The following is a 21,051-nucleotide window of genomic DNA, read 5'->3' on the forward strand; positions in this document are numbered from 1 at the left end:
TAGATGGAAAGAAAAATAGGAGAGATATTTGAAAGCAATAACAAGACAAAGATAAAGTGCGTGAGGGGTGCAACGGATTATTGTTATGGCTGTTTATACTGGTTTGCGAGCAACTGTCTTAGTCCGGATATAGCTGGTGAATGTCAGAAACATCTCAGGAGTGATAGGGAAGATGTTATTTTTATAGAGGTGAAAGAATGAACTTAATGGAAATGTTTAGCCTGTGTGTGCCTTTTCCTATACTGGAAAGAACAGGACAAACACAAGGAATACCAGGGAGTTATTATTATAGAGCTAAAAAATAGGAGGAAAAAACATGGGACAACAAAAATTAGAAGTAAAAAGAGAAAGAAAATTTATAAGCCAGACAGACTTTTTAAGAGTAGAGGTTAGAAATTTAGCAGCAGAATTAGAAATAGATTTAAAAGATACTAGCAGATTAACAGGTAAAGAGTGCAGAGAAATACTCTATAATTTAAACAAAATAAAATTAAATAGAGAAAAGGGGCTATTAAGAAGAGCGATAGCATATCTTTTCTAGGAGGGAAAGATGAAAGTAATAATAATAACAGGAGTAATGATAATAATGTTGTTTATGGCAGCATACAAATTAATAGACAAGGCATTTGAGGAGATGGAGAAGTGGGACAAGGAATAAAACAAGAATACCTAATACCTTTTAGGCCTCCAACAGTAAATACTTACTGGCGGAGATCTGGAAAAAATATACATCTTTCTGAAAAAGGGACAGCTTTTAAAAGAGATGTAAAAAATTTTATGAGAACCCAAAAAAATAAAAAATTAAGTAGTGAACCTCTTGCTGTAGAACTTATATTAAATTTTAAAGGTAAAACTAAAAGGGATATAGATAATTACTGTAAGGGGATACTAGACAGTCTTACAGGGATATTGTGGGAAGATGACAGCCAGATTATAAAGTTAAACATAGAAAAGAATATAGGAGAGAAAGAGGACAACTTCATATTAAGAGTGCAGGAGGTATGATGAAAATATATTATTTTAAATATGAAAATGGGAATAAAACAACTACATACATTTCTGGAGATAAGAAAAAAATAGAGGAACAGCATAGATACTTGGGAGTTGATGCGAAGTATGAAGAGGTTAAAAATGTAGGGGAAATTATAGAGATTGAAGCAGAAAAATTACACACAATATAATACAGGAGGTATAAGTACATGATATACCTTTGTAGAAAGTGCAGAAGATTTTTAGCAAACATAAAAACAGAGAAAAATTTGTATTTAAAGGGTAAGTCTATAATAGTGCAAGGGGAAGGAATAGAAATAACCTGTAAATGTGGAGAAAAAACACTAATAAGCCTTGCAAACAATAAAAAAGAATAGTATAATTTAAGAAATTAAATAAATTGAAGGTACCAAGCAACATTAAAGGAGCCAAGAACTAACTATGTAGGAAACTATATGGTTTGTTTTTCGCTCCTTTTTTTGTTTTTAGGAGGAAAAATGAGCAAAATAAAAGTTCCCTTCCCTTATATGGGAAGCAAAGGGCGATTTTATAAAGAAATAAAAGAAGTATTTATAGAGAATAAAAGAGAAAACTTTATAGATTTATTCGCTGGAGCTATGGAAGTACCAGTAAATTTAAAGGTAGAGTTTTCAGATTTGAATGTAGAAGCAAATGTTAAAGATTGTAAAATAGAGGCTCTTATAAAGCATAAGGATGTATTTAAGCTTTATGAAAGAGCGTTAACATATGTATGTGGGCAAATAGATTTTAAAAGTTCTAGAAGCCTTTATGATACAAACAGAGCAAAATTCGACGAAATAAATATAAAATTTAAAAGTATATTCCAGAATGTTTGCCCTTGCTGTGGTAAAAAGATAGATAACAATGTAGAAAATAAAGAATTTTCTGAAGATGAAAAGGAAATTCTAAAAGCATTAATGGGGTTTGGTGGAAAAGGGGAAAGTCTTTCCAATACTTTCTATAGCATAGCAAAGGCAGAGAAATTTAAAGGGTACATTGATGGAATTAAAAAACTAAAGGTACATTTTAAAGAATTTGATGAGACTTGGGAATATAAAGATAGTTTTATATTTTTAGATCCTCCATATATCCAAAAGACAAAACTAGATAAAGAACAAAATTTTGTCGGGTATGGATATGCAGGAGACGGAGGAAAAGAGTGGGGATTAAAAGATGATGATAGACTAATAAAGTTTATAGAAAATAATCTAAATAAAAATAATGTATTCCTAATATTTGGAAGTGCAGAAAATAATCTAAAAAAGCTTATAGAGAAAAATTTTAAAAATGCAGAATTTTCAGAGAAAATTTATAAATTCCAAACTTTTGGGAAAGTAACAGACAGATTGGAATGGTTCTGTTTAATAAAATAGAAAAAAATAATTAAAAGAGGTGGTGATGTGGCAAGGATAAGAGATCCAGCAAGGGATAAAGCGAAGGAGTTATATCTAAATAACAAAGATATTACAAATAGAGAGATAGCAAATATCTTAGGAATAGATGAAAAGAAAGTAGCAACTTGGAAATATAGGGATAAATGGGAATGTAATACAGAAGAAAAAAAGAATGTAGTACAACAAAATAAAAAGTGTAGTACTACAAAACCAAAAGAAGAGAAAAAAGAATTGGTTTCCAATGAAGATAAAGGCTATGAATGGGTAGATGAAGAGGACGGATTGACTGATAAGCAAAGACTTTTCTGTCATTATTATATGCAATCTTTGAATGCTTTTCAGGCAGCTATAAAGGCAGAATATAGTCCAAGTTATGCAAGAGTTGATGTATATCGTCTCCTAGAAAATCCTAGCATAAAAAAATATTTAGGGAAATTAAAAGAGCAGCAAAAACAAGATTTCCTTATCTCCCAAGAAAAGATTCTTAATCGTCACGTTCAAGTGGCTTTTTCGGACATAAATGAGTATTTTGAGGAAAACGGAAGCTTAAAACCTTTATCAGAAACAGATGGAAGCTTAATTAAAAAGCTAAAGATAACAGAAACAGAAGAAAGAAGGACTGTGGAGATAGAACTTATAGAGAAATGTAAATCTTTAGACGCTTTGACAAAATGGGTAGGACTTGATCCAGTATATCAAGATAAAAATAAATCTAAGAATGAAACACCAGTGTTTAAAGGTAGTGATGACCTTGAAGACTAATTATGTAGACGTTAATTTACCAGAAATAATAGGAAAAAGATATAAAACATTTTGGAACTATAAAGGCAGATATAGAGTAGTAAAAGGTGGAAGAGGAAGCAAGAAAAGCTATACAACAGCTTTAAACTTTATTTATAGGCTTATGAAACTACCAGAAAGTAATCTACTTGTAGTAAGGAAAGTGTTTGACACACAAAGAGGAAGCACCTTTGCACAGTTACAGATAGCAATAAGAAGATTAAAAGTAGGACATCTCTGGAAATGTACCGTTTCTCCCATGGAAATGACATATATTCCAACAGGGCAAAAGATTATTTTTAGAGGACTAGATGATCCCTTAAAGTTAACATCTATAACAGTAAGTACAGGATATCTTTGTTGGTGCTGGTTTGAGGAAGCTTACCAGATAGAAAATGAGGATGATTTTAATAAGATTGACTTATCTATTAGGGGAGCAGTACCAGAACATCTATTCAAGCAAATTACCTGTACTTTTAACCCTTGGGCAGAAACACACTGGATGAATGAACGCTTTTTTAAAGATGGAGTAGAGGATAAAGAAAATCTTTTAAGTAAGGGTTTAGCAATACATAAACATACAGAAGATATATTGGCAATTACTACAAATTTTAGAGCTAATGAATTCTTAGATGAAGCAGATAAAAAAGTTTTCAAGGTAATGGAACAGGAAAATCCAAAAAGATTCTCTGTAGAAGGAAATGGAGACTGGGGAATATGTGAAGGAACTGTTTACTATAGATGGGAGATTTTAGAATTTAATTTAAAAGAATTGTTAAAATCTGGTAGGATTCTGCAAGCTGCTTTTGGTTTAGACTTTGGATTTACCAATGATCCTAGTGCCTTTGTAGCCTGTATAGTGGATGAAATTAGAAAAGAAATGTATATTTTTGATGAACATTATGAAAAGGCCATGTTCAATGAAGATATAATAAGAATTCTTACTTATAAGGGATACTCAAAAGAAAAGATAATAGCAGATGGTGCAGAGCCAAAATCTATTAAATGGATGGCAAGAAATGGACTACCAAATATAATTGAAGCAGAGAAAGGAAGAGATAGCGTAAATTTTGGAATACAGTATTTACAGGGATATAAAGTATATATTCATCCCAAATGTCAGAACTTCATCATGGAGATAAAAAATTATGTATGGGCAGTAGATAAGAAAACAGGTAAAGCATTAAATGAACCGATAGGTAATTACAATCACCTTATGGATGCTTGGAGATATGCAGTAGAACCATTAATAATTAAATCTAGGGCTATTATTACAGGGAAACCAATAGGGACATAAGGAAGGAGGGGATATGAGAGAAATAACTTTTAATGATATTTTTAAAGTTGGAGAAGACTTTAAGAGTGATAAAGATTATAGTCGAGTATCTAAATACAATAAATATAAAGAATTTAGAGAAAATCATGTGGGAAGATTCTTTAAAACAAGACTTATAAAAAATTTGAGACTGCAAGATGAAGTGGCAGCTTGGTTGAATGAAGATGGATATATAGGATACCACCTTGACAATAGGTTTATTCCATATACAGTAAATAATCAAAAATTGACAATAGAAGATCTTATAGTGGAATGTACTTTGCCAAAGAGTGCAATAACTGTACTTAAAAATTTTTCTGTAGGGGAAAAGCCTATTGTTGTCACAGGGGTGGAGGAAGAAGACAAATGGGTAAAAGAGTTTGAAAAAAGAGAAACTATACATTCTAAATTAAAAGAAATGGTAACGGAACAGCTAACACTTGGGAATTGTTATACCAAGATAGAAAGAATAGATAAAAAAGCAGAACTGACACCTTTACCAGCAGAAAATATACTTCTTATACCAGCATTGCACAATGCCAGAAGACTTGGAGCATACCTGTATTATGAAGAAAGATTAAAAATAAATGGAAAAGAAGAAGATGGTTTATATGTAGAGCTACATCTTAAAGGTAAGAACATAGTAAGAGCCTATAGATATGCTGGTAATAAAATTGGAGCACAAATACCTTTATCTGCAATAGATAGAGCTTTTACAGTAGGAAAAAATATAAAAGATACTTCTAAAAAGGGACAGAGAGGTTTTGAATATACTATAAATACAGAGCTAGAAGATTATGATATACAAAACTTTATGGGATTGGATAAGGATATTGGAGAGTTATACGCAGAAAGTATTTACAATGGCTTATCTTCTACATTCTTAGAAATGACTATAAGAATGACTTCTAACAGTTATTTATTTAATAAGGTAAATAATCCCAATATGATAGGTCCAGATGTATCTGAAACCCAAGTTTCTATAGTTCCTACTTGGAAAGAAAATGTATTAGGAGCAGACTATCAAGAACAAAAAACAGTAAAGCAGGGAAGATACCATATCATCAGTGATCCAAAGTGGATAGGGGGAATGAAATATGTAGAGCCCCCAACTTCCCATGTAGACACTATTTATAGGCACTTAGAATTAAACTACTCCAATGCTTATAGTCAATTAGGAGTAAATGCAGTGGCACTTGGATTAGTAACAGATGGGGGAAGTATTAGCAGTGGAGAAGCATTTAAAAAAGCCATAACACCTACTTTAAATAAAGCTAGGGATATAGTTAACAATATATATACCCCTCTTCTTGCACTATACAGCCAAGCTTACAAATTAGAAACAGGAAAAGAGTTTTCTAAACTAGATATAGAGTTCAGCGATGGAATATCTCTATCTGAAAAGGAAGAGACAGAAAATGCCTCTATGGAAATAAACAACAAGTTAAAATCTAGAAAAACTTATTTAATAAGCAAAGGATATACAGAGGAAGCAGCAGACAAAGAACTTGAAAGGATAGCAGAAGAGCAAAACAAACTATCTGGAATAGTTGTGGATACAGTGACAGAAGAAGATATAGGAGGTAATGATGAATAGTGGCTAAAGACAAAAGAGACTATCTTATAAAACTTTATGAACAGGCTCTAAATGACCTTATAAAAGTATTTGAAGAGAACTTGAAAGTAGGAAAAAAAATTGATTATGAAAGAGCTTTGCTCCTAAACCTAAAGAAAGCTTTTGAAGAAATCAAGGAGCAGAAAAAAATAATACAGATGACCTTAAATGATGAATATCTTAATAGAAAAATAAAAGAGATAGAAAGTAGCATAAGGATAAATAATGTAGCTCTAGACTTTGATTATACGAAGTTTACAGAGATAGACATAGAGAATGTTAATGGACTATATAAAATCTTTAATGACAAGCTTAACAGAGCTGAAAAAGGTATAGGGAAGCAGATACAATCTTTCTTCACAGAGCAGGAGAAAAGAGATACATCTGAACTTAATAAAATATTGAGAGATGAGCTAGTATTAAGAGAACTTGGAAAAAGTAAAGAACAAGCGATAGTAGATGTAACAGGAAAACTTAAAGATAATCTATATTTTAACCTTAAAACAGATAAAGGGAAGCATATAAGGATGTCTTTACCAGCATATGCAAAGATGAATTTAAATACAATGTTCCAACAGGCTAAAAATACAGCTTCAATCCAAGCAGTAAAAGACACAAAAAATAATCTTGTAAAATTTTCTAAACATTATTGGACCTGTGAAACTTGTGCTAAATATGCAGAAGGTCGAGTATATAGCCTAGATAAGAGGATAAAGAAATATCCATATCTGTATGATATTCCAGGCTTTAACAAAGGATATAAAAGTATACACCCTAACTGTAAGCACCTTTTATCTGGCTATTTTGAGGAAGGCTATACAGAAAAAGAGATAGAAGAAAATAAAAAACTTTCTAAGGAACAAAAAGATAATAGAAGTCCAAAAATGATAGAGAAATATAATCTTAAACAGGAAATAAACAGACTTGAAAGATTAAAAAAAGGGATAAAAGAAAAAATAGATGTAATTGAGAACGAAGACCAAAAAGCAGTGTTAAGAAGAAAAAATAGAGAGATAAATATAAAAATAAGAGACTTAAAAGATAAAATTAAGGAGTTATAGGAGGAAAATATGACAATAGAAGAGTTATTGGCAGAGATAACAAAGAACAAAGGGAATAAAGAATTTATAACAGCACTAACAGCCTTGAATATTGTAGCAGCAAAGGAAGTGGAAGCGAAATATACAGATGAAGGGGTAAAAAAATATTTAACAGAAAATAGTACTTTAAATGAGGAACTAGCAGCAGCGAATACAAGAAAATTTCTTGCTGGAAAACTTGGGAAAACTGAAAAAGATATTACAGATGAGGACATAGCTCTTGAACTTGTTCCAAAATCTGTATTAAATGAGCAGGCAGGGAAATACCAAGGTAAAATTAAAGATTATGAAATAAGAAAGGCTTTAGGAGATAAGGCAGACTTATTAAAACCACACTTGGATGCTGAAAAAATTGTTTTAGATGAAGATTTAAATATAAAAGGGTTAGAAGAACAAGTAACAGGACTAAAAACAAAATTTGCCACACTGTTTAATACTCAAGAAGATGAAGAAGGAAACGATACAGGTGGAGGATTTAAAAACGGGAAAGGTGGAACACCAAAAAATCCTTGGTTAGCAGAAAATTGGAACACAGGAGAACAAACAAAGCTATACAAAGAAAACAAGGAATTAGCTATACAGTACATGGAAGAAACAGGATATAAATATTAATTTAAAGGGAGTGATAAGAAATGGAAAACAAAAAAATGAGAGTTGACAATTATTTAAAAACACAAGGGTTCTTAATACAACTATTTGGAACACCTACACCAACAAGAATAGCAGATGTGATAATACCAGAGATATTTGCAGGATATATAAATAAAAATCCATTAGAATTAAATGCCTTTTATCAATCTGGGGTACTTGTAAGAACTCCAGAATTTGACAATTTAGCAGCAGGGGCAGGGTACACAATTAATATGCCTTATTGGGATGAACTAGAGGGTGGATATGAGCAAAGAAAAGATAATGATGATGCTGGAGCACCTAAATTTAATAAGATCTCTGCTAAAAAAGAAGTAGCAGTAAAATGTTTTGATGTATATAGAGCAGGAGCCTCTTCTTTTGCTTCTGAACTTGCTGGAAGCGATGCAATGGGTGCTATACAATCGAAGGTTGGACATAAAATTACAAATCTAGACCAAAAAAGAATATTCCAATTACTTGATGGAGTATTTGCTTCTACAGATATGTCTAAAAATGTTTTAGATATTTCTACTTTAACAGGGAAAGAGGCTGTTTTCTCTCCAAAAGCATTAATAAGAGCACAAGGATTACTAGGAGATAGGCAAGACCAAACAGTAGCTATAGCAATGCACTCGGCTACATATACACTATTAAAAGAGCAAAACTTAATAACTGTACAAACAAATGCAGATCAGGCAGGGTTGCCGATAGAATACTATGGAAAAAGAAGGGTTATAGTAGATGATGCTATAAAACCAGATACAGATGGAGTATATAAAACTTACTTATTTGTAGCAGGAGCTATTGCATATGGTAGAGGCGGAGAACAATACCCAGTAGAAATAGGGAAAATACCACACTATGAAGAAGAAGGGATTACAGTAAGAAAGAACCATATTTTCCATGTAAGAGGAACAAAATGGAAAGGGGCAACAGATGAAGTTATAAATCCAGATGTTGAGTTAATAAAAGGAACTAACTGGGAAGCAGCATACCCAACTAAACAAATAGCAGTTATTCTTTTAAAACATAGAGTTGAAGAAAAAGTTGTTTCTGGAGCTTCAGTTCTAAATGGAGAAATACCAGTTGAAGAAACACAAGTTGAAGAAGCTCCAAAAAAGAAATAGGGTGATCTTATGAGTTATCTAACAGTAGAGGAAGCAGAAAAAATACTTGAATTTGAGCTAAAAGAATACTCAGAATATTCAACCTTTTCTCCTGAAAAGAAACGATATTTCTTAGATAAAGCTACTGCTAAGATAAACAGTCTTGATATAGCTTATAGGGGAAGTGCAGAAAATGCCTTTCCCCTTATATATCAAAAAGAAATAGGAGTAGATATAAAAATAGCTTGTGCTTTAGAAAGTGCTTATATGGCTTTAAGTAAAGAAACTGATATATTGTTGCCTTACAGAAACGGAATAATTGCGGAAAGTGACAAAACTGCAAGTGTTACATATAATTCTGGCAATAAACTGGAAGAATTAGCAAAATATGGATTTAATAATCTGGAATCTATAAAAACTTTAGAAAGATATATAAGAAAATCTGTAAGTATATCGTAGGAGGGGTTTATGGGAAGTTTAAGAGATAGACTCGGATACAATAGGGATAAAATAACCATTTGGGAAGAGACAGAAGGGGAATTGGACCAATACCATAGACCAACAAAGGTATGGAAAAAAACAGTTGTACAGGGAACATGGGAAAACTCTATAAAAACTATAAGGAATACCAAAGGTGATGGCGTTTCTTCTGTAGGAAATGCCCTTGTTCCCTTGCTCCTAGACATAAGAAAAAATATTCTTATAGAGCAGAGAGAAACAGAAGGAGACAGACCAAGTACAGCAGCTAAAAAAATAATAACTATGGAGGAAGTGGCAAGAATAAGAAAACCTCCAATAGAGTGGATTTATTATGTCTAATATAAAGAATAAATTAGATGTGGCAGTAGCAAGAGGCTTAAATAATTTCGGAGAACATTTAAAAGGCAAGGTTATAGATGTTACTCCAATGGACACAGGGGAACTAAGGAGAAGTATATACATAAAAAAGGCAACTGCAGATAACTTAACTGTAGAAGTGGGGAGCAGTGGGGCAATAGCTCCCTATAATGTTTATGTCCATGAAATACCAAAAATAAATTATACAACACCTGGAACTGGATATAAATTTATAGAAAAACCTTTCTATGAGGAAAAAGATAAGATACAAACCTTTATAAAAGCAGAGGTAAAAAAATGATTAGAAAAATAGTTACAGAGATAAATAAATTAGAACTTGGGATAAAAGCAGACTTTGGGTATTCTAATACAGCAGATAAAGGGATATTTGTAACAGAAACTATTCTAAAAGATACATCTAAACATACTAGAGGTGGAAGAATACAAGTTTTAATCTGTATAACAGATAGCCAAGATGGGTATTTAGAGTGTAAGGATATAGCAGAAAAAATAAGAACAAAATTAGAAGAACTTAACTGTTATAACATAACAGAATCCTATATAGGGGAGTATAACAACAAACACAGTTATTCTATTAATTTAAGTGCAGGAGGGATATAAATGCAAGATATAAAAGAAAAAATACATAACAGTAAAGAGAGATATTTAGAAGTACAGCCAAATGGAGCAGGGCTTTACATTGGAATGCAGTCATATGAAGCTATAAAGAATGAAAGCGAATATACTGAAGCTATGAAAGTTGTAGTTCCAAAAATGGAAATGTTAGAAGGGACAATAGCAGGTAGTAAATTTGCTTTAAAAGAAGGAGTAACAATAACAGCAATTCCAGATCCAAAACATATAGTTTTAGCTTTATTTAAAAATACAGAACTAGAAACATTAGCTAAAGCAGGGGATTATAAAGGAATGGCTAATCCTAATCTAGTGGAAATAATAAAAGTAACAGCTATAGCAGAGGGAGAAATTACACTAGCAAACGAGTCAAAAGACACAGCTTTTACAAATGCAATTTTACTGGAAAATGATGGATTTATAGATATAGCACAAATAACAGATTTTACATCTACAGAGCAGCAGGCAGACATAAGCACTAACAATAAACATTCAAATGGGTATGAAAGTGCAATAGGAGGACTTAAAACATCTTCTATTGATGGAATACAAGGGTATTACGATCCTTCTTTCCCTTCGGTAGCTTCATTAAACTTCGCATTTGATGGAGAACATACTATTAAGGCGAGAAATGGAGCTATTAAAAAGAAAAATGCTCCATATATAGAGGGAGTGTATAAAGTAACAGAGTTTACACATTCGGGAACTCTTGATGGCGGAAGTGCTTTATCTTATACAGCAAGCTTAAAACTTCAATCAGGAATGATAGAAAAGAAAGTATATACAGAGTAGGAGCAGAGGGGGAGTAATCCCCTTTCTCCTTATCCTTTTAGGTAAGAATATAAGGTATTTTTATTTAAAAGAATAAGGGAAATAGGAGGAATGAATGAAATTAGAAATAAATGGGAATGAATATAAATTAAAGCTTGATTTAAGGGCAAGACTAAAGCTAAGTAAACATTATGTAGATGAAACAGAAATGTACACAAAGGCAGGAGAAAGGGATTTTGAAACTATAACAAGAATTATCCATGCATCTCTACATGGATATGAATATAGTTATGAATATTTCTTGCAGAGCTATCCAGCAGTAAAAGAGAGCTATGAGGCACTATATAAATTATTCCAAAAACTTATAGGAGAAGCAGGAAACCCGTTTGAACTAGAGAGCAAGACAAATACCCAAACAGAAAACAGAGAGCCTGTTAAAACGGATTTTAGAGAGCTTATTATTACATTGATGAGTAAGGGGTATACACAAGAAGAGGTATTAAATATGTCTTACTGGGATATAAACCTTATATTTGAAGCAGATTACAAGAAGCTAGAAAGAGAAGTTATACATACAAATGCAATAATTAATACAATGGCTGGAATAATGGGAAATAAAACAGCTATAGACATACTAGGAAGAGAGAAAAAGCAAGAATATAGAGATTATTCTATGTTTGCTAAAGTAAGTAAGCTGCTAGATAAGAAAAGATAAAATTAAAAATAGGACATTGGAAAATAAATATATCTGAGGAAAAAAGTATTGACATTTCTATGTATGTACGTTATAATGTACATATAAGGAAGGTGATGAATATGACTAATACGAATGCTACAAATTTAAGAAATAATCTTTTTACTTATTTAGATTCTGCAATAGAATATAATGATATTATTAATGTAAATACTAAAAAGGGTAATGTTGTTATAATAAGTGAAGCAGAGTATAATGGACTACTAGAAACTTTATATTTATGTTCTAACCCAGAAATGAAAGAAAGACTTGAGGCTGGATTAAAAGCTACATTGGAAGAGTGTGAGGAATTTAAATGGTAGAATATAAGTTAGTAATTTTAAAACAAGCTTTAAAAGATAAAGAAAAAATAAAGCAACAACCAGCTTTAAAAAGAACTGTGGAGAAATTATTAGAGCTTATAAAAGTAGAACCGTTTAAAAATCCACCACCATATGAAAGCTTGGTAGGTAATTTAAAAGGATTATATTCTAGAAGAATAAACAGGCAACACAGATTAGTTTATAGGGTACTAGAAGAAGAAAAAACAATAATGATTGTGAGTATGTGGACACATTATGAATTTTAAACAGGCAGAACTAAAAATAGAATAATACTCAATCCCTCAGTTTTTATACTGGGGGATTTTCATTCTTGACTTTTATAGGATTATAGGTTAATAATATACTAACTATAATTTTAAAGGGAGAGATGTGAATGAGAATATTAGGGATTATACTATTGATAATAGGGATTCTTAGCTTATTGTTAGGTGGGGGAGCAGTAGGATTCTTTATTATAATAGTAGGAATCGTTTTAATGTTAGTTGGAGGCAGTGGAGCAAAGGACAGAAAAATTGCTGAAGAATCTAAAAAAGAATTAGAAAAAATTCAGGAAAATCAAAAGAAAGAAAAAGAAATAACAGAAGAAAGAGAAGTATATATAGCAAAAAGGACAAAAGAGTTAATGGACACAAAAGACTTATCTATTTTAGAAGCTAAAGCACAAGCTGAAATGGAATATATCCTTGAGCAGAATGAAAAAAATAGTGAGAAAAAAAATAGTGAAGAAAAAGAAAGAAAAATACATTATAAAATAGATCTCAGGTGAAAATCTGAGGTTTTTACTTTTTTGTTAAAAATAAAACTTGACTTTTTGGGCGTGCTGATTTAAAATTAGTGTAAGGACAAAAAGTGAGGTGATGGAATGAGTCCAAGAACTGGTAGACCCAAAGCAGATAATACCAGAGATAAAAAGTTAAATATTAGGTTAAGACAAGAAGAATTAGATTTAATTCAAGAATGTGCAAATAAACTTAATAAAACTAGAACAGATACAATAATAGAAGGTATTAAGATGTTAAAGGTTGAACTAGACAATAAAAAATAGAGTGTTAATCCCCCAACCAAGGATTCTTAACACTCTACAGTGTCAGAAAGAATTCTGATAAATCCATTATATCAGTTTTCTCTCTGATAATCAAGGGAGGAAGATATTATGAATGAAATATTAAATTTAAATTTAGAATTTGATGAAAAAATTGGGTATTATGTTAGTAGTAGGACTTTAGCTGATGGCTTAGGGAAAAGGCATAAAAACGTACTTGAAAGCATTGATAACATTAAGGAAAATAGTAGAGCCGAAATCTCAGCTCTATTAATCGAAGGGAAGTACAAAGCTAAAAATGGGAAAATGAATAGAGAATACAAACTCACAAAAGATGGATTTACACTTTATATGTTTCATGTTCAAGGCTTTACAGAATTTAAAATGGCATATATTAATAGGTTCAATGAAATGGAAAATTTTATAAAACAATCGCACGATAATTTAGAACAAATAAAAGTTAATAAAAAGTTTGATTGGTTAATAAAAAGAGTAAGAGATAGAACAGATAGAGCTGAGCATATAGAAAATATGATTTCTTATCTCTTTGAGTTACTTGAAACAGAATATAAAAAAATAGTTGATGATATAAGTTATAAAACAGTATTTGTTGTGGAGAGATTTAAAGATTTTAAAGATCCAGAACAATACGATGCAACAAAAGAAGAATTACCATCTTTAGTATTAGAAAAAAATAATGATGGCAGCATAGAAATTAAAGTTAAATAGTTATTTTACCCCTCAGATATTTAGTTGAGGGGTTTTTTATTACCAAAAATAAAGGAGTTGATGAAATGCAAGAAGATATAAAAATTATAGTAACAGCGGATACCACACAGGCTGAAAAGAAAATAGATGGGTTAAATGATACAAAAATAGAAGTAGAAGCAGAAATAAAAGTTCCAAAGAATCCTTTAAAAGAAGCTAAAGAAGAGGCTAATCTTTTAGGGAAAAGAGTAAACGAAATAAAATTGAATAAAAAAGCCTTTTCTCCTGAAGATATAAAAATATTAAAATCCGAAATAGAGGCAATAGCCTTAAAAGCTAAAGCTATCCATTTCGCTGAAGGAAGCAAACAAGCTAAAGAACTAGCTGATAGATTAAAAGAAATGCACAAAGCTTTAGGAGAAGGGAAAAAGCAATCTAAAGAAACAAATAAAATATTTGGGTTAATGGATATTGCTGTTGGTAATTTAGTTGCAAGTGGAATAAATAGAGCTATATCTGGCATGAAACAAATGGTAACAGAGGGTTCTAAATTTAATAGGCAGATGGAGTATGCAAATGAAAAGATAAGAACTATTTCTGGAGCTAGTGGGCTTGAAATAGATTATAACATAAACAGTATGGGAAAAAAGACAGGTACAAATCTAGGAGAATTAAGAGAAGGACTTTACCAGACTGTTTCTGCTATAGGAGATACATATAAAAAATATACTTTGTTAGAAACTGCAAATAAGCTGGCTGTAACTGGGTTTTCTTCTACAAATGAGGCTGTTGATGGACTTACAACAGTTTTAAATGCCTATAATATTGCAATAGAAGAAGCTAGTAGAGTAGCTAATGTATTTGTAAGAACACAAAAAGTGGGAAAACTTACAGTACAGGAATTCCAGCAACAACTATATAAAACAGTTCCTACAGCTAAAGAATTAGGCATTCAAATAGAGGAGATAGGGGCTTCTATTGCGTTACTTACAGCTAAAGGAAGTAAGGCGGAAGTAGCACAGACACAAATGGGGGCATTCTTATATGAATTGCTAGACACCGGAAGTGATGTATCTAAATTATTCAATCAAATAGCAGGGCAAAGTATTAATAGTTTTATGCAAGGTGGAGGAAGCCTTGAAGGTATTTTAAAGATGTTGAAAGGGTATTCTAATGCTAATAATTTTAATATAGAAAGCTTATTTGGCAGAAAAGAGGCAAAAAGTTTCTGGCTGAATCTAGGTAATGATATAGATGGATATATAGAAAAATTAAGAGCTATAAATGACCCAGTGAATGAATTAGATAGGAATTTTGAAAATCTACTAAATACACAAGAGAAAAGACTTGCAAGAGCTGGGAACTATTGGCAAATATTAAAGCAGAATATTGGAGCAGTAGCAGGAGAGATGATGGCTACTGTAGGGGATGCAGTAGCTGGCATAGATAAGGAAATTGCCTATAGACAAAAATTAAATAATGAATTAGATAATAATTTAAGAACTTTAGATGAGCTGTCTAAGAAACAATCTTTAAATGAAGAAGAACAAAAAAAGCTAAACGAAGCTTTGCGAGTATTAGAGATACTGGCTCCAGAAGTAGCGGAAGCATATAAAAAATGGAGTTTAGAAGGTGGAAATTACGCAGAAGTACTATCTTTAATAAAGAAAAGGCAAGAAGAAGTTAATAGAGTAGCTAGTGAAATAAGTTATTCTACTGCTAAAAAAGATGTTGAAGAAACTGAAAACTCTATAAGAGATAAAAATAATATACTATTAAGAAGAAATTCTGAGATAAAATATAAACTTAGAAAAAATGGAGAAAATTTAGAAGGCGAAAAAGGGATAATCTGGGATCAACTGGATAGTAAGCAAAAGGCTAAATTAAAAGAAATTGATAGTCAGCTATACTCTGAATTGTCAGAGGCGGCACTTCAAAGAAGCAGATTACAAGAAGAACTTCAGGATAAAATTAAAATAAAAAAGGGAAAAGAAATAGAGCTTGACAAAGCTAATGGAATAATCAAAGAGCCTTCTAAACCTAGAACTGTATTAGATAGAGAAAAAGAAGTAAGGGATAATTTAGCAAGAATAAAATCTTCCTATTATAAAAAGTCCAAAGATTACCAGCTTACAAACCCAATCCAAAACGACGAGGAATATAAAAATGCTATTAAAGAATTGAAAAATATAGAGCAAGAAAAGAGAAAAGAAGCAGAAAGAATCGAAGGAAGAATAAAGCAGTTGCAAGGAGTGGGGAGCAAAAATCCAGAAATTCAAAAAAAAATTGATAATGAAATAGTTGATTTAAATAAGGAACTTTCTAAATATCAAAATGCAGCTTCTAGTGGGAATAATACAAACTATGAAGCAATAAAAAAACAAATAAAAGATACTGCCACAAAAGAATTGTCTGTTCTTATGGACAACTATAGTAAAGAACTTGATAAAATAAAAAATTTACCTTTGGAAGACAAAATAAAAGCAAAAGAAAAATTAGATATAGAATATGAAAGAAACAAAGGAAAAATAGAGGATAAGAAAAAAGTAGAAACTAAAAAAAATGAAGTAGAAAGATTAGGAGCTTCTATTGTTAATTCTCCAAAAAATGAAAGGGATAGAGTAGAAGAAGAAATAAAATTACTTGAAAATGAAATAAAAGATATAACATCTAACAGGAATAAAACAGACTTTGAAACAGATATAAAGCAACAAGAAGAAGCAGAAAAGCAAAGAAAAAAAGCAGAGGAAGAAGCTAAGAAAGAAGTAGATAAAAGATATAAAGAGGAACAACTTAAAGTAGATACAGACTATAATAACAAAATGTTAAAAGCTACAGAAGAATATAACAAAGCCATGGCAGACCTTAAAGGACAGGGGACTAAAGAAGAAATTGAAGCAGTAAAAAAAGCCTATGAGGAAGCTAAGAGAGAAGCCGAAACAGAAAAGAAGATAGGAACATTGAAGAATAAAAAAGATAACACTTATTATTCTACAGATAAAGAAAAAAAGGCAAATACAGAAGCTATTGTAGCAGAAATAAGTTTAACAGAGGCTAATGCAGAAAAAGAAAAGGCAGACAAAGACGCAAAAGATGCACAAGATAAAAATACAGAAGCTATCAACAAAATGAGCACTAATCTTAGAAATTTAGCTGGACTATTCCAAGCAATAGGAGATAATACAAATAGTACAGCAGTTAAAAATTTGGCAAACATAGCAAATGTGGGAAGTACCATTTTTGATACTATTTCCAAAAGTGGAGATGTAGGAACTAAATTTTTAGGTAGTATATTTGGCACAGACGGAGTGGCTGAAATGGCAGGGTTTAAAAACTTTGGTATGGGTGCAGGAATAGGGAGTGCAGTATCTGGAGCACTAGGCGGAGGAGCAGAGGGAAATATTGGAAGCCTTTTGGGAGCAGGGGCAGGAATGGTATTGGGACCAGCAGGAAGTGCAGTAGGAAGCGTTGTAGGTGGTGTACTTGGTGGGGCTGTAGGTTCTGTATTTGGTAGAAGTAAAAAGAAGAAGGCTAAGAGAGAAGCAAGAAAGAGAAAAGCAGCACAGGAAAGATTGCAGAAAGGACTTATTTCTGGACAATTTAAGTGGCAAGATGTTGTTGAAGAATATAACGAAGATTTAGCAAGAATGGGTATGGGTAGCTATTTAGGAATCTATGATAAAGTGGCAGCTAACACAAACTATGATAATATCTTATCTGACCTAGAAGCTTCTAAGGGAAATTATGGGGTTTCTATGGAAACATTAAAAAATTTAATGCCACAGTATGATGAACAGCAAATAATGGACTGGTTTAAATCTGTAGCTGGTGGGGCAGTATTAAATAATGGATATCTAACTACAGGGGAAGGGAAATACGGACAAGTAGATATATCCGCACTTGCACAGCAAATAACAACAGCTAATAGAGAACTGGAAAAAACTTTAAAAGAAACTATAAAAGGAATTATAGACTTTTCTGCAGACAGTCTGGCTTCTGTTGTAAAAAATGGATTCTTTGATGGATTAGATGACTTAGGGGATAATATAGAAAAAATGCTAGCTAATAGTTTAAAGAATGCCTTTATAAATACAGAAATTTCCAAAAACTTATTTAATGGCTTATCAGATAAGGTGGCTGATTATGTAAAAGAAATGTTTAAAGCAGATGGAAACTTAGGAATAGATTTGGATACTGGAAACCTAGAGAATCTTACTTTTACGCAGTACATAGACCTTATTAAAAAGTATATGGAGATGTCTAATGAAAAACTAGAAGATCTCTTTAAGGAACTTGGAATGAACATGGACAATTTAACAAATAGCATGGATACATTAAATAAGAATATGAGTAAAAACGTTGTTACTGGTATAGCAACTAATTTATGGAAACAAAATTTGGGATTAAAAGAACCTGTAAGAATAGAGAATAACCAGACAATAGAAATACCAGTAATGCTTAATGGTAAAGAAATGGACAGATATATAATAAAAACTGTTAATAATTCTATGCAAAGAAGCAGAAGAAGCGGGAACGGAATAGGAAGGGGGTAGAAAGTGAGAACGGAAACTATAAAAGCAAATAATACAGAACATGAAATAGTGATAAGTAAGGAAGGTTCTCAGGTAAGTATAGAATTTAGTTTACAGCTTACCCATGGAATAAATCCAAACTTTACTATTCCAGCATGGGCTGTACCTCTGGAAGATAATATTTTATTTGAACCTAAAATAGAATTAAAAGGAGAGATAGCAGCCCTTGACTTAACCTATGGAATGGCAGCACAGCTTAAAAATTTTACAGAACTGACCTTTATTTGTGAAGAGAGTGAGGAATATATAGGGAACCTTTTTTATGAAGGGGAAGCACCTAAAGACAGCGGGATAATTTTAAATGGAGTGAGGCTTAATTGTATAGCCTCTATCTCCACAGATGGATTTTTTACAATGATGAGTTCTAAAAGAAACCACGAAGGGAATATAATTACTTCTACAACTTTAGACAGCAAGAAAAAGAAAAGATTTAATATAACAACTATCCCTCTTGCAGATGAAGAATATATGTTATCTCCAAATGTCTACAGTAATACAATAGAAAAGTTTGAAAGTCTATTGTATAGCGGAATAGGGAACTATAAAACATTTACTTATAAAAATAAAGATTATACAGTTGTTCTAATAGAAGAAGTGCAGGAAATAAATTCCCAAGCTTTTATAAATTCTAAACTTGTAGACATTGTAACTTATACCTTTACTTTAGAGGAGGTATAAAATGCGGGATTTTAAACTTAAATATGAACTTCTTGATAATGAAGGAGTATGGCAAGACTTTACAGGGCAGGTGGTAGGAACTACAACAATAAATCTGGGAAATATTGCAGAGGTAGGAAGTGAAGATTTTGGAATAGACAGCTTGAAGAAATTTTCTAACCTAACAATACATAATGACAAGAATAATATGTTAACTGCCTCTCCTATTCTTGAAACAAACCAGTTTCAGGCAGGTAGGCGGGTAAGGATTAAGGTAAGAACTGCTAAGTCTACAAACTACTATAATCTATCTTTAACAGGATTAGGGAAAAACTACATATTTTTGCAGAATATAGAGAGAATGGAACAAATAAAAATAAGCAGTGTATATGATGGAATACAGTCCCTTTCTCCCACTGAAGCAGATTTAGAAATTACAAATACAACAATACTTAATAATAGTTTGTATGTGTATTTTAATAGAGAAGTAAAGGAGTATGAAAAGGTAAACTTTCTGGTTATAGTAACGGCAGAGGACTTGGACAGTGACAGGGTAGAAATAGAGGGATTGAATAAAGATACTTATTTTATCCCAAATGTGAATCCTGATGTAATAGAAATAATAGGATACTACAAATATAGCTGGGTAGAAAGTGGAGAGGGCTACTTTGAAGCTTTGTATTTTACAGAGTTATATGGAGTAGATTATATATACTTTGCAAAAAGTAATGACCCAGAGAATTTTCCATACTGGATAACAGAGGTTACACAGGTAAAAGAAGGGGATAAGGTACTGGGAATTAATGTTAAAATGAACACTTCCATTCCTACCAAAGAAAGGCTGGTAATAGCTCTATATTACGCAGGGCAGGAAGATACGATAATTTTTGATGGGAAGATAAAGTCTTTTGAAGGTACTGGATACCATGAAGTAAATATAGAATGCCAAGATTTTTCTTATGACCTTGATGTTATGGCTATAAACGAGGAATATCCAGAAGGGCAGACATTTGAACAGACTATAAGAAGTATCTTAAATAATAATGGCTTTACAGATATGGAATTCTTATATGATGTAGAGAATACAGCTACTTTAACAGAAAAATATAAAATAGAAAATGTTACCATCTGGGAAGCTATACAAAATTTAGCACTTGCTAAGGGTTGGAGCTTGTATTTTAACTATAACAGAGAGCAAAATAAACAGGTGCTTTTGTTTGAAGACAGTGTAAGTGCCAGCTATATTACATACCAGATACTAAAAAAAGACCTTATAGAAGATTTTACTTATAGTGGAGATTTAAAAAGAGTTAGAAATATAGTAGAGGTTATATATAAAGATAAAAACGATGGGAACAATACCAAAACGATAGAGCTTAGAGACCAAGACAGTATAGACAGATATAGACAAAATAGAATAACGCTAGGGCTAGATGTAACAGAGGACATAATAAACACAGAGGAAAGAGCCCAGAAGTTTGCAGAACAGGCACTGGCAGACCTTAAAGACCCAGTTGTAAACTACAACATGAGTATGGATTTAATGCCAAAGTTAAAACTTAACGACCAGCTCTGGTATTTCCAAGAAAATATAACAGATACACCTTTATATCTTAGAGCTTACTCTATACAACATAATATAGAGATAGGAGAAGAGGGAGAAATGAGCTGTTATACAACTATAACAGGTGGTGGAAAGGTAAAGTATAAGCTTAATAAATGGCTTTATAATGACAGTAATATAAAAGAAGATAAGGAAATTATTATATACAGGAGGTAAAAA

General features: G+C 31.8%; 26 protein-coding genes. All 26 read left to right on the plus strand.

Annotated features, from left to right (window positions below; all coding sequences use genetic code 11):
- Window positions 1-3: 3 nt before the first annotated feature.
- The 26 genes from E0E45_RS05410 to E0E45_RS05525 all read left to right on the plus strand — a co-directional run bounded on the left by E0E45_RS05410 (window position 4) and on the right by E0E45_RS05525 (window position 21,048).
- Window positions 4-201 (plus strand): hypothetical protein, encoded by a 198-nt coding sequence (locus tag E0E45_RS05410; protein ID WP_130890233.1) that lies wholly within the window; start codon window positions 4-6, stop codon window positions 199-201.
- Window positions 202-316: 115 nt separating this feature from the next.
- Window positions 317-541, plus strand: coding sequence for a hypothetical protein (locus E0E45_RS05415; RefSeq protein WP_130890234.1), 225 nt, complete (start codon window positions 317-319; stop codon window positions 539-541).
- 101 nt (window positions 542-642) lie between these two features.
- Window positions 643-1,005, plus strand: coding sequence for a RusA family crossover junction endodeoxyribonuclease (locus E0E45_RS05420; protein WP_130890235.1), 363 nt, complete (start codon window positions 643-645; stop codon window positions 1,003-1,005).
- The gene (locus E0E45_RS17630) at window positions 1,005-1,181 is read left to right on the plus strand and encodes a hypothetical protein (RefSeq protein ID WP_172604156.1); all 177 of its coding nucleotides are present in this window, start codon (window positions 1,005-1,007) and stop codon (window positions 1,179-1,181) included. Before E0E45_RS05420 ends, E0E45_RS17630 begins: the two co-directional genes overlap by 1 nt.
- 18 nt (window positions 1,182-1,199) lie before the next feature.
- Window positions 1,200-1,367, plus strand: a complete 168-nt coding sequence (locus E0E45_RS17635; protein ID WP_172604157.1) for a hypothetical protein — start codon at window positions 1,200-1,202, stop codon at window positions 1,365-1,367.
- A gap of 120 nt (window positions 1,368-1,487) precedes the next feature.
- A complete protein-coding gene (locus tag E0E45_RS05425; protein ID WP_130890236.1) occupies window positions 1,488-2,384 on the plus strand; it encodes a DNA adenine methylase in 897 nt (298 codons plus the stop codon).
- Between the two features lie 27 nt (window positions 2,385-2,411).
- Window positions 2,412-3,167: a terminase small subunit gene (locus tag E0E45_RS05430; RefSeq protein WP_130890237.1), complete on the plus strand. Its 756-nt coding sequence runs from the start codon at window positions 2,412-2,414 to the stop codon at window positions 3,165-3,167.
- Complete coding sequence (locus E0E45_RS05435) at window positions 3,157-4,482, plus strand: PBSX family phage terminase large subunit (protein WP_232044064.1); 1,326 nt, start codon at window positions 3,157-3,159, stop codon at window positions 4,480-4,482. The genes E0E45_RS05430 and E0E45_RS05435 overlap by 11 nt, the downstream gene beginning before the upstream one ends.
- A gap of 13 nt (window positions 4,483-4,495) precedes the next feature.
- Window positions 4,496-6,097 carry a hypothetical protein gene (locus E0E45_RS05440; RefSeq protein WP_130890239.1) on the plus strand — a complete coding sequence of 534 codons (1,602 nt, stop codon included), beginning with the start codon at window positions 4,496-4,498 and terminating at the stop codon, window positions 6,095-6,097.
- On the plus strand, window positions 6,097-7,176 hold the full coding sequence (locus E0E45_RS05445; protein WP_172604158.1) for a phage minor capsid protein: 1,080 nt from the start codon (window positions 6,097-6,099) through the stop codon (window positions 7,174-7,176). Before E0E45_RS05440 ends, E0E45_RS05445 begins: the two co-directional genes overlap by 1 nt.
- Window positions 7,177-7,185: 9 nt before the next feature.
- Window positions 7,186-7,827 (plus strand): hypothetical protein, encoded by a 642-nt coding sequence (locus E0E45_RS05450; protein WP_130890241.1) that lies wholly within the window; start codon window positions 7,186-7,188, stop codon window positions 7,825-7,827.
- A gap of 20 nt (window positions 7,828-7,847) precedes the next feature.
- Window positions 7,848-8,972, plus strand: a complete 1,125-nt coding sequence (locus E0E45_RS05455; protein WP_130890242.1) for a major capsid protein — start codon at window positions 7,848-7,850, stop codon at window positions 8,970-8,972.
- Window positions 8,973-8,981: 9 nt separating this feature from the next.
- On the plus strand, window positions 8,982-9,410 hold the full coding sequence (locus E0E45_RS05460; RefSeq protein WP_130890243.1) for a hypothetical protein: 429 nt from the start codon (window positions 8,982-8,984) through the stop codon (window positions 9,408-9,410).
- A 9-nt stretch (window positions 9,411-9,419) separates the two neighbouring features.
- Entirely contained in the window at window positions 9,420-9,770 is a 351-nt protein-coding gene (locus tag E0E45_RS05465) for a hypothetical protein (RefSeq protein ID WP_130890244.1), read from the plus strand.
- Window positions 9,763-10,089 carry an HK97 gp10 family phage protein gene (locus E0E45_RS05470; RefSeq protein WP_130890245.1) on the plus strand — a complete coding sequence of 109 codons (327 nt, stop codon included), beginning with the start codon at window positions 9,763-9,765 and terminating at the stop codon, window positions 10,087-10,089. Before E0E45_RS05465 ends, E0E45_RS05470 begins: the two co-directional genes overlap by 8 nt.
- On the plus strand, window positions 10,086-10,409 hold the full coding sequence (locus E0E45_RS05475) for a hypothetical protein (RefSeq protein WP_130890246.1): 324 nt from the start codon (window positions 10,086-10,088) through the stop codon (window positions 10,407-10,409). Before E0E45_RS05470 ends, E0E45_RS05475 begins: the two co-directional genes overlap by 4 nt.
- Window positions 10,410-11,213, plus strand: a complete 804-nt coding sequence (locus E0E45_RS05480; RefSeq protein ID WP_130890247.1) for a hypothetical protein — start codon at window positions 10,410-10,412, stop codon at window positions 11,211-11,213.
- A gap of 94 nt (window positions 11,214-11,307) precedes the next feature.
- On the plus strand, window positions 11,308-11,907 hold the full coding sequence (locus tag E0E45_RS05485) for a hypothetical protein (RefSeq protein WP_130890248.1): 600 nt from the start codon (window positions 11,308-11,310) through the stop codon (window positions 11,905-11,907).
- Window positions 11,908-12,008: 101 nt separating this feature from the next.
- On the plus strand, window positions 12,009-12,248 hold the full coding sequence (locus tag E0E45_RS05490) for a type II toxin-antitoxin system Phd/YefM family antitoxin (protein ID WP_130890249.1): 240 nt from the start codon (window positions 12,009-12,011) through the stop codon (window positions 12,246-12,248).
- Window positions 12,242-12,514 carry a Txe/YoeB family addiction module toxin gene (locus tag E0E45_RS05495; protein ID WP_130890250.1) on the plus strand — a complete coding sequence of 91 codons (273 nt, stop codon included), beginning with the start codon at window positions 12,242-12,244 and terminating at the stop codon, window positions 12,512-12,514. Before E0E45_RS05490 ends, E0E45_RS05495 begins: the two co-directional genes overlap by 7 nt.
- A gap of 128 nt (window positions 12,515-12,642) precedes the next feature.
- Window positions 12,643-13,035, plus strand: coding sequence for a hypothetical protein (locus tag E0E45_RS05500; protein WP_130890251.1), 393 nt, complete (start codon window positions 12,643-12,645; stop codon window positions 13,033-13,035).
- A 96-nt stretch (window positions 13,036-13,131) separates the two neighbouring features.
- Entirely contained in the window at window positions 13,132-13,314 is a 183-nt protein-coding gene (locus E0E45_RS05505) for a CopG family transcriptional regulator (RefSeq protein WP_130890252.1), read from the plus strand.
- 108 nt (window positions 13,315-13,422) lie between these two features.
- Window positions 13,423-14,040 (plus strand): Rha family transcriptional regulator, encoded by a 618-nt coding sequence (locus tag E0E45_RS05510; protein WP_130890253.1) that lies wholly within the window; start codon window positions 13,423-13,425, stop codon window positions 14,038-14,040.
- 65 nt (window positions 14,041-14,105) lie between these two features.
- Window positions 14,106-18,572 carry a phage tail tape measure protein gene (locus tag E0E45_RS05515; protein ID WP_130890254.1) on the plus strand — a complete coding sequence of 1,489 codons (4,467 nt, stop codon included), beginning with the start codon at window positions 14,106-14,108 and terminating at the stop codon, window positions 18,570-18,572.
- A gap of 3 nt (window positions 18,573-18,575) precedes the next feature.
- Window positions 18,576-19,289, plus strand: coding sequence for a hypothetical protein (locus E0E45_RS05520; RefSeq protein WP_130890255.1), 714 nt, complete (start codon window positions 18,576-18,578; stop codon window positions 19,287-19,289).
- 1 nt (window position 19,290) lies between these two features.
- A complete protein-coding gene (locus E0E45_RS05525) occupies window positions 19,291-21,048 on the plus strand; it encodes a hypothetical protein (protein ID WP_130890256.1) in 1,758 nt (585 codons plus the stop codon).
- Window positions 21,049-21,051 lie beyond the last annotated feature (3 nt).

This window comes from Fusobacterium ulcerans ATCC 49185, from assembly GCF_900683735.1.
In the GTDB taxonomy this organism is placed as follows: Bacteria; Fusobacteriota; Fusobacteriia; order Fusobacteriales; family Fusobacteriaceae; genus Fusobacterium_A; species Fusobacterium_A ulcerans_A.

Bases quoted from the DNA above. Each gene is read 5' to 3' on its own strand.
- E0E45_RS05410 (WP_130890233.1), top strand. From the start codon at position 4: ATGGAAAGAAAAATAGGAGAGATATTTGAAAGCAATAACAAGACAAAG.
- E0E45_RS05415 (WP_130890234.1), top strand. From the start codon at position 317: ATGGGACAACAAAAATTAGAAGTAAAAAGAGAAAGAAAATTTATAAGC.
- E0E45_RS17630 (WP_172604156.1), top strand. From the start codon at position 1,005: ATGAAAATATATTATTTTAAATATGAAAATGGGAATAAAACAACTACA.
- E0E45_RS17635 (WP_172604157.1), top strand. From the start codon at position 1,200: ATGATATACCTTTGTAGAAAGTGCAGAAGATTTTTAGCAAACATAAAA.
- E0E45_RS05425 (WP_130890236.1), top strand. From the start codon at position 1,488: ATGAGCAAAATAAAAGTTCCCTTCCCTTATATGGGAAGCAAAGGGCGA.
- E0E45_RS05440 (WP_130890239.1), top strand. From the start codon at position 4,496: ATGAGAGAAATAACTTTTAATGATATTTTTAAAGTTGGAGAAGACTTT.
- E0E45_RS05450 (WP_130890241.1), top strand. From the start codon at position 7,186: ATGACAATAGAAGAGTTATTGGCAGAGATAACAAAGAACAAAGGGAAT.
- E0E45_RS05455 (WP_130890242.1), top strand. From the start codon at position 7,848: ATGGAAAACAAAAAAATGAGAGTTGACAATTATTTAAAAACACAAGGG.
- E0E45_RS05460 (WP_130890243.1), top strand. From the start codon at position 8,982: ATGAGTTATCTAACAGTAGAGGAAGCAGAAAAAATACTTGAATTTGAG.
- E0E45_RS05465 (WP_130890244.1), top strand. From the start codon at position 9,420: ATGGGAAGTTTAAGAGATAGACTCGGATACAATAGGGATAAAATAACC.
- E0E45_RS05470 (WP_130890245.1), top strand. From the start codon at position 9,763: ATGTCTAATATAAAGAATAAATTAGATGTGGCAGTAGCAAGAGGCTTA.
- E0E45_RS05475 (WP_130890246.1), top strand. From the start codon at position 10,086: ATGATTAGAAAAATAGTTACAGAGATAAATAAATTAGAACTTGGGATA.
- E0E45_RS05480 (WP_130890247.1), top strand. From the start codon at position 10,410: ATGCAAGATATAAAAGAAAAAATACATAACAGTAAAGAGAGATATTTA.
- E0E45_RS05485 (WP_130890248.1), top strand. From the start codon at position 11,308: ATGAAATTAGAAATAAATGGGAATGAATATAAATTAAAGCTTGATTTA.
- E0E45_RS05490 (WP_130890249.1), top strand. From the start codon at position 12,009: ATGACTAATACGAATGCTACAAATTTAAGAAATAATCTTTTTACTTAT.
- E0E45_RS05495 (WP_130890250.1), top strand. From the start codon at position 12,242: ATGGTAGAATATAAGTTAGTAATTTTAAAACAAGCTTTAAAAGATAAA.
- E0E45_RS05500 (WP_130890251.1), top strand. From the start codon at position 12,643: ATGAGAATATTAGGGATTATACTATTGATAATAGGGATTCTTAGCTTA.
- E0E45_RS05505 (WP_130890252.1), top strand. From the start codon at position 13,132: ATGAGTCCAAGAACTGGTAGACCCAAAGCAGATAATACCAGAGATAAA.
- E0E45_RS05510 (WP_130890253.1), top strand. From the start codon at position 13,423: ATGAATGAAATATTAAATTTAAATTTAGAATTTGATGAAAAAATTGGG.
- E0E45_RS05515 (WP_130890254.1), top strand. From the start codon at position 14,106: ATGCAAGAAGATATAAAAATTATAGTAACAGCGGATACCACACAGGCT.
- E0E45_RS05525 (WP_130890256.1), top strand. From the start codon at position 19,291: ATGCGGGATTTTAAACTTAAATATGAACTTCTTGATAATGAAGGAGTA.